Here is a 12,191-nt window from a genome sequence, read left to right on the forward strand (position 1 = left end):
ACTCCCTATCCTAACCTTACGAGGAGGACGAGCCGCCACGAGATGCCCCACCAGAACCAAAGCCCGATTTTCCTGTGCTTGAGGAAGAGCTATTGGAGTAGGAATTGGAACTCTTAGATGAACTATCCGTCGAATAGGAGCGTTGTCCACTCGAATAAGAATTTGATCCACTTGAAGTTGAGCTACCTGAAGTTGAACTAGCCTTATTTTGCGTACTGTTTGTTATACCATTTGTTTGTTTACTTTCATCCTTAACGCTTGAAGACGATCGTGGCACTGCTGAGCCGCCACCATTGCTTTGCTCATCTCGATCTGTACCATTTTTTAAATTGCGACTTTTATATATCGCACTTCCTATCATGGCTCCAGCCGTTGCATACATCAAACCATTAAAGAAATGCTGGGCATAGTAAGGTGAATTTTCATCGATACATTCAAAGGAACCATCATCACCTTCTTGCCATTCATCACAGGCATCAGCCATTTCACTATTGTAAACACTTTCTATTTCATCACTTGTATTTGCTTGATTTTGATCTTCAGTGATCTGATTAGAAGTAGTTAAAGGGTATTCTTCTGCTGTTTGAGTTTCACTATTTCCACATGCTGCAAGCTGTACAGCCATCAAAGATGCCGTTGTCACAGCCATATATTTTTTTATTTGCTTAGCCATATTATAAACGCTCCTTTATTTCTGGTACCTAGTTTACGATTATCTCCTATTTTAGGTTTCATTTTTTACAAAAACATACAATTTATTTTAGCAGAAAAAATCCCAAACAGTAGGATTGTTTGGGATTTACAGTATTTTATGATTGTTTGGACACGACTTTTTTTCCATAAGTCATATATCGCCATAATTTTTCAAATGGTCCTATTGTAAAGAACTTAAACCAAATCACGCTAAAAATTATTTGAATGATAAACGTAATACTCGCTATCACTACAATATCTGATGGTGAAACTACTTCTAGCCCCATTAATGAAATGATGGCTGTTCCAATAAAGCTTTGCGCTAAATAATTTGTAAAGGCCATTTGCCCCACACGTCCAATTGGCTGAAGTAGCTTCGCTATTGTTTTATGTTCTAATAGAATAAACAAACAACTTAGATAAAAATAGGTTGTTGGAACAACCCCTAAGCCAATGATAGATTGAAGCTGTTGGTCATCTGCTTGTGAGGCAAACCAAATCCATAATGAGAATCCAATAAAGAACGGGAAAGTACTATAAAGCAACCATTTTATTTTTTGACTATGCGCTCCAATGTGCCCAATCCAATCAGCTTTTGCTACTAAAAATCCACTTAAAAACATAATAAAGATGGCTACGGCATCATTGCCTAAAAAGCCAAATATAGCTGACGAAACTGCATTAGACGGCACATACATTTGTCCTAATAATGCCAGAATATGCAGTGTGATAATCGTAAACAACCATTTAGAAATGGTTGAAACCTTCGCAGAGTAAAATGGTAACAATAAAAAACCAATCACTGCGTAAATGGCTAGGATAGAGCCCCAAAAAATAAAAATATGAATAATACCTATAACCAATAGAGCCAATAAGCGTCTTGCAAAGCGCATTCTCGGTCTATCTCCCCGCGCTTCTGCACGTGTAGCAAAAATATAAAAACCAACCCCAAATAGGAATGAAAAGATAGAGAAAAATTTCTTTTCTATAAAAATATTAATAAGTGAATCAATAACCCCATTGATTCCACTCATATCAGGCATTGGTGCACCCTCCATCAAGAGCTGATAGGCACCTACATTAATAAATAAAATACCAAATAACGCTAATCCTCGTATAATATCTAAGGCAATGATTCGTTCTTTTTGTGTAACGGATGGATTCATGTTGAAAAACTCCTTATCTTTTATGCTATAGCTAGCATAACTCCCCATCCTTACAAGTAATTATTTTTAAGCTTACAGGAACCTTACAAATCAAAAAGAATAGTCTTATAGTTTTTTATCCTCTTCTACGATGAAATATTACATATTTTATAGTAAAAACATCGAAAAGAGAGGTTTAGGAGATGAATAGAAATCGCAAGCTCGGTTTTTGTTATCCCGGCTACCGATACTGTGGTCCTGGCTGCTCAGGACCAGGTACGCCTACAAATGCAGTGGATGCTTGCTGTAAACTGCATGATGAATGCTATGAACGCCACGGTAGCACAAAATACTGTGATGAATTGTTTCAACAATGCCTCCGTCCCCATATGAACGCTCCAAATAAAATGGCTAGAGACGCTAGACTATTCTATCGAGTTTTTGAATTACGAAATCGTTTCTTTTAAAAGCAGATAAAGCTCACGATGTTTTTAATAACCGCGTGGGCTACTTTTTGTATAGATAGCATATTTTTGTGGTGTCGTAAAACCAAGCTTTGTGCCTAGGTGAATGGATCCTGTATTCGAAATGTCACAATCCCAACAAGGCTTTAGCTGGTTGACAAGACAATGATCTATAAATGTTTCTGCAATGCTACTTGCTAATCCTTGTCCTCTAAAATTCGAATCTGTCATAATATCAATTTCTGCATACTCATTTGATTTAAATATAGAGACCGCTTCACTAATGATTTGTTCTTTATGTACGAAACAAAAGCCAAAGCCATTTTTGAGGAAATTAGAGGTAGAATCCCAATATTCCTCATAATATGTCTGATCAAATTCCAGTGAATTTTTAATCAAGGGTTCAGTAATAAATTTGACTTCGTAGTCACGTTCCCCATGCTTCTCTCTATGATTATAAATATTTTCATCAAATGTAAATGTATAGCGTTCTAGCTTTCTCAGTTGATTATTTAACAAATGTTCGATTTTAGTATTCCACTGTTCAGAATAAGAAAATAAGGTAAACCGTTTCTGTTGTTCTATAGCCTGTTGAAAACAATAGGCAAGATGATAATCAATCGAAGTCTTATTTTCATTGCCATATACATAGTATATCCCTGATTTCGTGTGAAATAATAATGTTTGAAAAGCAGCTGTATCAGAATAGACAGCTCCTTCTATCATTCGATCTAGTATACTATACACAAATGTCGGGGCTCTTGAAATAAATTGTTTAATGATAGGATATTGCTCTTCCGAGACTTTTATCATGCTATTTCCTCCAGTATTTTGCAGTATGTATCATTTCTATTATAATAAACTTATATCCATATGAAGGGACTGAATTATGCGCAGATAACAATATTTTTCATCCAACATCATCATAATTTTGGAGGTAAAAGTATTGATTGAAAATATCGACACGGAAAGATTGCGGTTACAAAAAATGGAGAAAGCTGATGCTAAAAGTTTATTAACCATTTGGTCTGATCCTGATGTAACCAAGTATATGAACATTACACAGTTTACACAAGAAGAGCAAGCCTTGGAAATGATTGAACTTCTAGAACAATTAGCTAAGCAACACAAGGCAATCCGCTTCTCTATTTTTGAAAAGGCATCCAATCATATCATTGGGTCATGTGGCTTTAATATGCTTGATTATGACAATGCTCTAACAGAGATTGGCTATGATTTGGGCAAGGAATATTGGGGAAAAGGCTATGCAACAGAAGCTATAACTGCTTTAATTGATTATGCCTTTAAGCACTTAAAAATGGAAACCATTGTGGCAGAAGTTGACGCTGCCAATATCAATTCATTCAAGGTTTTAAAAAAATTGAATTTCATTTACCAAGGGAAGCACAATACTGAAGATACTCTACAACTTTACACTTTAACAAAATCGTAAGAAGAAAAGGCTAAGCATGGTAGAATTCAACCAATACTTAGCCTTTTTGATTAATGATACATGCCGTGATTAATTTTCCCTGTCAGCTTTTCCATTTTTACTTCAAATAGTTCAATTTTCGGCATAATCGGATAGCCTTCTCTTTCAAATGTCCATTCAGGATTGCCATACTTCTCCAGTAACGCATCAAAGAACCATTCTTTTTTCGTTTCCTCTTCAATTCTTTCGATATGTCCAAACAAAACAACACTTTGATAAACTAGTGCGGATTGACAGGCATATTTTTTGCCTGGATGTAAATCACCCATATCGCAAACTTCTATACAAATTTTAGGATTTTGTTTGATATTTGACCAAAAGTGACTTTCTCGAAGATTACCAATATGCAAGTATAGTTTGTCCTCCCCTTCATATACATAGACAAACGGAATAACATAAGGAAAACCTTCCTCATCAACTGTTGCAACATGCGCAACTTTTCCCAACTTTAAGTATTGCTGTGCATCCTCTTGTGAAATTTCAACACGTTTGTTTTGAATCGTACCTCTCATCATTTCTTAACCCCCTCATGAAATTATGTAACGATTAATAAACACCGCTAAACCGTTTATTTTAAACATGTATATATTTTACATCTTTAACAAAACTAAAAAAAGGGTAAATTTTTTTAATAGAATAATAAAAGCCAAGGATGCACTAGTATAGCATCCTTGGCTTTTTTGTTATTTAATTGGAATCCAAATTTCTGAATACGCATCAGGGCTATAAGCATCCTCTTCAGGATAAACCTCCAACTCTGCTGTTCCTGCTGGTTCATATGGGTTGGATGGGAACCACTCTGAATAAATTTGTTTCCACGTATTTTGCATTGCATCAGGCATAGGTCCATGTACTTCAAAGATAACCCATTTGGATGCAGGTACTTCCATTGTTAAGAGATCTTCCCCTACTTCTCCTACATGATCAGTAGCAATCCAATAATCAATGAAGCCCTTTTGTCCCTGTTCAGTATTTGGTACACAAACACCTAATACACCATTGACCGTGCCATTATTTAATTGGTATAGCTGGTGATCAAAGCCACTTTGGTTTACCTCTTGCCAAAATAGAGGTATTTCCGTTGTATTCTCCCCATTTTGACAGTTGTATGTTCTTTTTACACCCACAATTTGAAACTTGTCTTTTTCAATAATTTTATATTTCATTGGTTCTGCTCCCTTCAAGCTTACCTGTATGACCAGGCGATTATATGATTGTAATGGTCCTTGCTTCTTTCTTGCTTCACTAGGCGTAACATGGTGCTGTTTTCGAAACGCTTTAGTAAAGGCTTCAGGAGTTTCATAGCCGTATTTGTAGGCGAGATCGATTATTTTTTGTTCAGTACCCAGCAATTCTTGTGCAGCTAATGTTAATCTTCTTCGCCGCAGATAATCTGCAATAGACATATCTGTCAAAATGGCAAATGTTCGCTGAAAGTGAAAGACAGAAGAATTAACCTCCTGCGCAATCTGTTCAATCGTAATATCCTCTAATAAATGCTCCTCCATATAATTAATGGCCTTTTGTATCGACTCAATCCAACTCATTGCTTTCACTCCTTGATTCCATCTTAAAATAGATACTGCTATATAACCTGTCTTTTTATGCTAACTTTGGACAGGTTTTAAGGGAAGTATTTTTTATGATCTACTCCCCTTGCTTAATTTCGTCCTTTATCTACACTTTTTTCTCTATCTCCTCAAAATTTCATTGTACTCGAAATCAAAATATATTGAAAAATAACAATAATGTATTTATAATAACGGACAAGACCTTTATTGTCCTTAAATAAAAATAAAGCGTCCTAAAAAGGAGGAAGAATTGAATGAGTGAGTTACATACGCAATTGAGTGTTGGCAAACGAAATTTTATCTTTTCATTATTATTTCTAGCATGGTTAGTCGATTCATTAACATTGTTCGGTATGAATGTGGCCATTATCCCCATTAGCAAAGAATTACATTTAACACAGACACAAAGCGGGTTGGTCATCAGTAGCTTTTGGCTAAGCAGTGCACTGATGACATTGCTAGCAGGATGGGCCTCTGATAAGTTTGGTTCACGGAAAATAATTGTTATTGCTGTTTTCATGATTTCCCTCTTCTCCCTACTGACTGGGATGATTGGCTCTTTTATGGCAATCTTAGCTATTCGTTTTATTCTTGGTCTTGGTGATGGTGGTTTACCGACAGGCAGTGGCGTTGCCATTACGGAGATTTTCAAAAAAGATGTTCGTGCACGGGCTAAATCGATGCTTCTAGCTGCTCAATTAATTGGTGGTGTTCTTGCTTTGTATTTGGCTGGTTTAATTGCTGATACTTGGGGCTGGCGCACAATGTTTTACATTATTGGTGGTGTTGGTCTAATTGTCACTCTTTTATTGTTTAAGTTTTACAATCCCCCAAAGCTTATTAAACAACAGGTGGCAGAAACTTCAAATGGTCGTCCAATGAAAGAACTCTATAAAAGTTCATTTTTATGGATGCTTGTCGTGATGTACTTTTGCTCAAGTACAGTCCATTGGGGTTTCTCGTCATGGCTTCCCTCCTATTTGGAACAAACGCGGAATTTAAATTTACGAGAAGTCGGATCACTCGCTATGATTCCACAGGCTTGTGGATTAATCGCAGCTATTATCACAGGATTTTTAATTGATAAAGGACTTGCTGGAAAAGAAAAAATAATTGTATTGATTGGTGCCATTGTTTCAGGCCTATGCCTTTATATGATGTTTAATGCATCGAGTATTCAGTTAGCGATTTCCTTTCAGAGTATCTTCTCTATAGGGGATTCAGCCATTTCAATGGCAATTTTGGCCATTCCACTTAAGTATGTTTCTCAAAAAATTATAGGCTCTTTTTTAGGCATGATGTATTTCGCTAGTGGTATGGCTGGCTTTATTGCCCCAACAGCTATGGGTGCTCTTATTGATGGTTTTGGAGGCTCATTCCAAGCAGCCTTCTTCTTCCTAATCGGTGCCTTAGTCATCGTGGTAATCTGTGCGGTATTCTATAGAATTCCATCAAAGAATAGTAGTTTAATTGATCATGCATAAAAAGAAAGGTAAGGGTGAGTTTATTTGACCAAACATAGTAGACTATCACAAATTATTGAAGAAAAACGAGAAAAATTAATTGAAGTGAGTAATCAAATCTGGCAATATGCTGAAACAGGATTTGAAGAATTTAAATCTGCTGAACTATTAAGCAAAGCACTAGAGGATGAAGGTTTTGAAGTGGAGAAAGGTGTTGCCCAAATTGAAACCGCCTTCATAGGAACGTCTGGTCATGGCAATCCTGTTATCGCATTTCTAGGAGAATTTGATGCGCTTACTGGTTTAAGTCAACATGGCGGTATAGCGCAGCCAAATCCACAAGAAGCAGGAGGTAACGGTCATGGGTGTGGACATAATTTATTAGGTACAGGTTCACTTGGTGCTGCTATTGCATTACGTGATTACATGCAAGAGAACAATATCGAAGGAACGGTCCGTTATTACGGTTGTCCTGGGGAAGAAATCGGTGGCGGTAAGACCTTTATGGCAAGAGAGGGTGTTTTTGATGATGTTGATATTGCTTTGACTTGGCATCCAGGAACAACGAATAATATTATGTCGGTTGCCACACTCGCTTGTTACGAAGTGTACTTTAAATTCAAAGGTAAAAGCGCCCATGCAGCTGCTAGCCCTCACTTAGGGAGAAGTGCTCTTGATGCTGTGGAGTTGATGAATATAGGAGTAAATTATTTACGAGAGCATATCATTCCTGAAGCAAGAGTCCATTATGCCATTACAAATACAGGTGGTTTTTCTCCAAATGTTGTACAAGCAGAGGCAGAAGTTTTGTATTTTGTAAGAGCTCCAAGAGTTTCTCAAACGGAGGATATCTACCAACGTATTTGTGAAATTGCAAGAGGTGCTGCTCTGATGACTGGTACTGAGGTAGAAATAGATCTAGCTTCAGCTCTTTCTAATGTGCTTCCAAATACAACATTAGAACAGGTTATGTATGAAAATTTCATTAAATTAGGTACACCTTCTTATTCAGATGAGGAAATACAATTTGCTAGTGCTATTCGTAAAACACTATCGGAAGAGGAAAAAAAGGTGGATGTACAAAGAAATCGTCAATTAGCTGGAAAAGATATTGCGGATATTATTGATCCATTTAAGCCTGATGAATTTATGGCTGGATCTACTGATGTAGGTGATGTTAGCTGGCTTGTCCCAACTGCACAATGCATGACCGCATGTGAACCACTTGGAACCCCTCTTCATACATGGCAAATCGTAGCAACAGGGACAACTTCCTTAGCACATAAAGGCATGCTTCATGCAGGGAAAGTTATGGCTTCTACAGCACTGGATGTCCTTCTACAACCAGAATTAATTGAACAAGCGAAGGCAGAATTAATTGAACGTCGAGCTGGTGAGGTATACACTTCCCCTCTGCCATCAGATGTAAAGCAATACAAAATTCGCTCATAGCATAACAAGAGAGTCCATATATCTATGGACTCTCCTTAGAATGGAGAAATTTTATAAACCTTACGTGGACGTCCGCGTGTATGGGGTTTCTCCTCTGCAACGACTTCAGCAAATCCTTTTTCCTCAAGGGTTGTTAATATTCTGCGCGCACTTCGAGCTGGTATCTGCATATATTTTGCTAGCTCATTAGCATTCAGCTCATCACTTGCTAATTTTTTCAATGAGGACTTTAACTTATTTAATGTCATCACACTTAAGGTGGTTTTCTGACTTAAAGCCTCTAATTCTTCTGAGGTATAGGAGTATGTAAGTTGTTCAGGCTTTCCAAGCGGTCCTGCAATTTTTTTATCATCAAAACAAACCATCCATGAACCCTTACCGCATTCCTTTGCATGCAATAAGGCATTTCCAGCGTTTATTTCTGCGTCATATACCGTTTGACCAATCCCAATTCCACAAGTCATGGCCTCTTGATCTAGCGGTGTGAAATCTTCTATATCAGGCATTTGGTTAAAATTCTTCGTTATATCCTCCATTAAGCCTCTCGTAGTGAAAATCACATAACGCCCAAATCTTGTAGATTTAATGGAACCATGGATGCTTTTTGTGTACGTCAGCAAATGCTCCATTATCTTAAGTTCCATTCTAAACAGCTCATCTGTTGAGAAGTTATTTTTTGCGATTCCTAAAAATGGATCAATTTCGATTATTTGTACAGCAATTTGAGTCGCCTTATAGCGTAGCATTTCATATGTTCGTAGCATATTCGTAATAACAGCCTCTACAGCCATCGAGGATGGGAACAATCGATAGGTTGGAACACCTAGCAGTTGTAGTTCATGATGAATGGGATGACCAGTAATGGCAGCCTTTGTTTGGCCACTTTCCCAAAGCTTAAAATGATAGTGCACAAGCTCTTTTAATGAAATTGTCTCCGATTCCACAAATTTAGGCTTTACTTCAATTCCTGCCTCCACCAAGGCCTGCTCCCATGCATCACTATTACCAGCATCGTAGCTAATTTCATTCACGTCGATTTTGTGTTCGTACAATACCTTTAACACGGTTTTATATAAGGATGATCCTTTATACATAACATAAAAAACCGGTGTCTTTAGTTGGTTCCAACTTTGCACAATATTATAGGTGATGGGCCCTGTACACAGCCACATATCCATTTCTTCCATCAATAAAGGTGTCACTTTTTCATCTAAATCCTCTTGTGCTAGACATTCTATCGAGGTAAATATAAACTCTGGCCAATTTTTCAAGACAGCTTCGACAAATTCAATCGAGTCTGAAGGGCCAAGAAGACCTAACCGTATTTTCAACCAAACCCCTCCTTTGTTCGATGAACATGATAATTTTATTATAGCAAAAGTATATAAAATACATATAAATTTCCGACAACTATCGATTTTCATTTACCCACTGTAAATATAAGAGAGGAGATATTTTTTGTAAAATACCAAGGTGCTTTGGATAAAAAAATAGGTCTTTCCATCAAGTGGTAAAATGGCAGTAGAAAACTTTGAGGCACTATGGATGTTCATTACTTTGAAACTGTACTGGTTAGGGAGAAAAATGATGATCCATGATCCAGATGAATTAATTTATGACAATCCAAAGAAGAATAAACCCGATTACCATTAACCTTTCACAACAATCGAGTTTATCTTTTATTAAAAAAAGTCACGTCTCATCGACATGACCCCTTTGTTAAATAGTGTAATTGTTTTGCTGATAAATAATTAAAGCAGAATGGATGACTGTCTGCTCTCCAATAAAGAGCGTATTGTATTTGATATCAAGTATGAAAAAGCCTTTTAAATCTACTAAAGCACGGTTAATATCAAGTTCAAATTGAACAATATCATTGTTTTGAATTGTCACAACTTGAGTTATCTGTGTCATCGTTCACACTCCTTTAATCTTATGATAGAGCAAAAAGAAGTACATGTCACATAAAAAAAGTTGGAGCTAAAAAAGCCCCAACACCTTTAGTACATCGTTAAATATTCCTCACGCTCCCAGTTATGGACACGCGTGCGATATTTATTCCATTCAATTTCTTTGGCAGCTGTAAATTTATCATAAATATGGTCACCCAATGCATCACGAACAATGGTATCCATCTCTAATTCAATTAGCGCAAATTCTAATGAGGATGGTAAACTATCAATCCCGTTCAACTCCCGATCTGCTGCTGTCATTTTATAAATATTACGGTCTACCGCAGCTGGTGGTGTTAAATCTTTTCGTATACCATCCAGCCCAGATGCTAGAATTACAGCCATTGCTAAATAAGGGTTTGCTGCTGGATCAACAGAACGCAATTCAATTCGTGTAGATAATCCACGTGCTGCTGGAATGCGAATTAATGGTGAACGGTTTTGAGCAGACCATGCTACATAGCAAGGGGCTTCATAGCCAGGTACTAATCGTTTATAGGAATTGACAAGTGGATTCGTGATAGCCGTAAAGCCATGCACATGCTTCATAATTCCTGCCATAAAGCTACGTGCGGTTGCGCTTAATTGCAAGTCTGCATGTTCATCATAGAAGGCATTTTTATCACCTTCAAATAAGGAGAGATTAAAATGCATTCCTGAGCCATTGACCCCAAATAGTGGCTTTGGCATAAATGTTGCGTGGAGACCATGCTGTGCAGCAATGGTTTTTACCACCAGTTTAAATGTTTGGATATTGTCACATGCCTCAATAGCACTCGCATACTTAAAGTCGATTTCATGCTGGCCTGGTGCTACTTCATGATGAGACGCTTCGATTTCAAAGCCCATCCCCTCTAGCTCTAAAACAATATCACGACGACAGTTCTCTCCCAAATCAGTTGGCGCTAAATCAAAATAGCCTCCACTATCATTTAATTCCAGTGTCGGATGCCCTTTTTCATCCAACTTGAATAGGAAAAATTCAGGCTCTGGCCCTAAATTAAACGACGTAAAGCCCAGCTCCTCCATTTCCTTCAATACACGTTTTAAATTGGAGCGTGGATCTCCTTCAAACGGTGTACCATCTGGTCTTGCAATATCACATATAAAGCGAGCTACTTTCCCCTTTTCAGCAGTCCAAGGAAAAATCACAAAGGTATTGATATCTGGCTTTAAATACATATCTGATTCTTCAATACGCACAAAACCTTCGATTGAAGAGCCGTCAAACATAACTTTATTATCTAGCGCTTTTTCTAATTGACTGACAGGAACTTCCACATTTTTGATTGTCCCTAAAATATCTGTAAATTGTAGGCGAATAAATTTCACATTTTCTTCCTTTACTCGGCGTATAATATCTTCTTTGGTATAATGTTTCATTCTTCACCACTCCAATGTAATTTTAATTAACACGTTTTTTATAACTGCTCTAAAAATACATTAAATTTGAAGAATAAGCAATATGTATGTAAGGTTTTATGACATGCTTTTTATCGAATATATTAATCCTTATTTTAGATTAATTTTTCTTACCACATTTCCATCTCAAATAGCGATCTTTCATCTTTAAAAAAGGGCAAAATTACTACTTTCTACAAAAGGCCTTTAGTCTTACAAAAATTCTTCGTCACTCTAAAAATGAACAGTCTAGTATCATGACTAGAGACGAAGTATTCACTACTTCCCCATGCATTAATTGTAGATATATCAAGAACATCGTTAAAAAGATAACCCGTGAACACTATCCAAGAACCAAGATGTCAAAAATCCTATTGATTAAGTTTTACTTTATATCACAAAAGCCTTGTATAATGCGATATTTATTGGTAAATTTATAGCAAATTAGAATTTTAATTTATTCATATTATCAGTAAATACGGAGTATATAATTATGGTTAGAAATCATTATTTTGGCTTCCAGGAAATATTTAGTTATAGATACATAAGGCGGTGAAT

The 12,191-nt window shown here is 36.8% G+C and carries 13 protein-coding genes; 5 read left to right on the forward strand and 8 right to left on the reverse strand.

Annotated elements, in window-relative coordinates:
- Window positions 1-16 precede the first annotated feature (16 nt).
- Together VK91_RS04735 and VK91_RS04740 are read right to left on the reverse strand one after the other, a co-directional pair.
- Entirely contained in the window at window positions 17-673 is a 657-nt protein-coding gene (locus VK91_RS04735; protein ID WP_048391262.1) for a hypothetical protein, read from the reverse strand.
- 136 nt (window positions 674-809) lie between these two features.
- On the reverse strand, window positions 810-1,859 hold the full coding sequence (locus VK91_RS04740) for a DUF418 domain-containing protein (RefSeq protein WP_048391264.1): 1,050 nt from the start codon (window positions 1,857-1,859) through the stop codon (window positions 810-812).
- A 182-nt stretch (window positions 1,860-2,041) separates the two neighbouring features.
- Between VK91_RS04740 and VK91_RS22370 the strand changes: the two genes are divergently transcribed.
- Window positions 2,042-2,305 carry a Parvovirus coat protein VP1-like protein gene (locus VK91_RS22370; RefSeq protein ID WP_081011051.1) on the forward strand — a complete coding sequence of 88 codons (264 nt, stop codon included), beginning with the start codon at window positions 2,042-2,044 and terminating at the stop codon, window positions 2,303-2,305.
- Between the two features lie 24 nt (window positions 2,306-2,329).
- On the opposite strand, the gene VK91_RS04745 is transcribed toward VK91_RS22370, so the two are convergent.
- The gene (locus VK91_RS04745; protein ID WP_048391266.1) at window positions 2,330-3,115 is read right to left on the reverse strand and encodes a GNAT family N-acetyltransferase; all 786 of its coding nucleotides are present in this window, start codon (window positions 3,113-3,115) and stop codon (window positions 2,330-2,332) included.
- 133 nt (window positions 3,116-3,248) lie between these two features.
- Here VK91_RS04745 and VK91_RS04750 point away from each other — a divergent pair, with 133 nt between their 5' ends.
- Complete coding sequence (locus tag VK91_RS04750) at window positions 3,249-3,755, forward strand: GNAT family N-acetyltransferase (RefSeq protein ID WP_048391268.1); 507 nt, start codon at window positions 3,249-3,251, stop codon at window positions 3,753-3,755.
- A gap of 50 nt (window positions 3,756-3,805) precedes the next feature.
- Here VK91_RS04750 and VK91_RS04755 read toward each other — a convergent pair whose 3' ends face one another.
- Entirely contained in the window at window positions 3,806-4,309 is a 504-nt protein-coding gene (locus tag VK91_RS04755) for a pyridoxamine 5'-phosphate oxidase family protein (RefSeq protein WP_231595580.1), read from the reverse strand.
- Between the two features lie 168 nt (window positions 4,310-4,477).
- Complete coding sequence (locus VK91_RS04760; protein ID WP_048391271.1) at window positions 4,478-5,341, reverse strand: AraC family transcriptional regulator; 864 nt, start codon at window positions 5,339-5,341, stop codon at window positions 4,478-4,480.
- Window positions 5,342-5,619: 278 nt separating this feature from the next.
- Between VK91_RS04760 and VK91_RS04765 the strand changes: the two genes are divergently transcribed.
- Both VK91_RS04765 and VK91_RS04770 read left to right on the forward strand, forming a co-directional pair.
- The gene (locus VK91_RS04765) at window positions 5,620-6,849 is read left to right on the forward strand and encodes an MFS transporter (protein ID WP_048391272.1); all 1,230 of its coding nucleotides are present in this window, start codon (window positions 5,620-5,622) and stop codon (window positions 6,847-6,849) included.
- Window positions 6,850-6,873: 24 nt separating this feature from the next.
- Window positions 6,874-8,280: a M20 family metallopeptidase gene (locus tag VK91_RS04770; protein ID WP_048391273.1), complete on the forward strand. Its 1,407-nt coding sequence runs from the start codon at window positions 6,874-6,876 to the stop codon at window positions 8,278-8,280.
- A gap of 35 nt (window positions 8,281-8,315) precedes the next feature.
- Here the strand turns inward: VK91_RS04770 and VK91_RS04775 are convergent, their stop codons facing one another.
- The gene (locus VK91_RS04775) at window positions 8,316-9,611 is read right to left on the reverse strand and encodes a transcriptional regulator (RefSeq protein WP_048391274.1); all 1,296 of its coding nucleotides are present in this window, start codon (window positions 9,609-9,611) and stop codon (window positions 8,316-8,318) included.
- 184 nt (window positions 9,612-9,795) lie between these two features.
- Here VK91_RS04775 and VK91_RS22660 point away from each other — a divergent pair, with 184 nt between their 5' ends.
- A complete protein-coding gene (locus VK91_RS22660) occupies window positions 9,796-9,933 on the forward strand; it encodes a hypothetical protein (protein WP_156181894.1) in 138 nt (45 codons plus the stop codon).
- 66 nt (window positions 9,934-9,999) lie between these two features.
- Here the strand turns inward: VK91_RS22660 and VK91_RS04780 are convergent, their stop codons facing one another.
- Both VK91_RS04780 and glnA read right to left on the reverse strand, forming a co-directional pair.
- A complete protein-coding gene (locus VK91_RS04780; protein WP_048391275.1) occupies window positions 10,000-10,194 on the reverse strand; it encodes a hypothetical protein in 195 nt (64 codons plus the stop codon).
- An 86-nt stretch (window positions 10,195-10,280) separates the two neighbouring features.
- Window positions 10,281-11,615: a type I glutamate--ammonia ligase gene (glnA, locus tag VK91_RS04785; protein WP_048391277.1), complete on the reverse strand. Its 1,335-nt coding sequence runs from the start codon at window positions 11,613-11,615 to the stop codon at window positions 10,281-10,283.
- Window positions 11,616-12,191 lie beyond the last annotated feature (576 nt).

It is taken from the genome of Lysinibacillus sp. LK3, assembly GCF_001043675.1.
In the GTDB taxonomy this organism is placed as follows: domain Bacteria; phylum Bacillota; class Bacilli; order Bacillales_A; family Planococcaceae; genus Lysinibacillus; species Lysinibacillus capsici.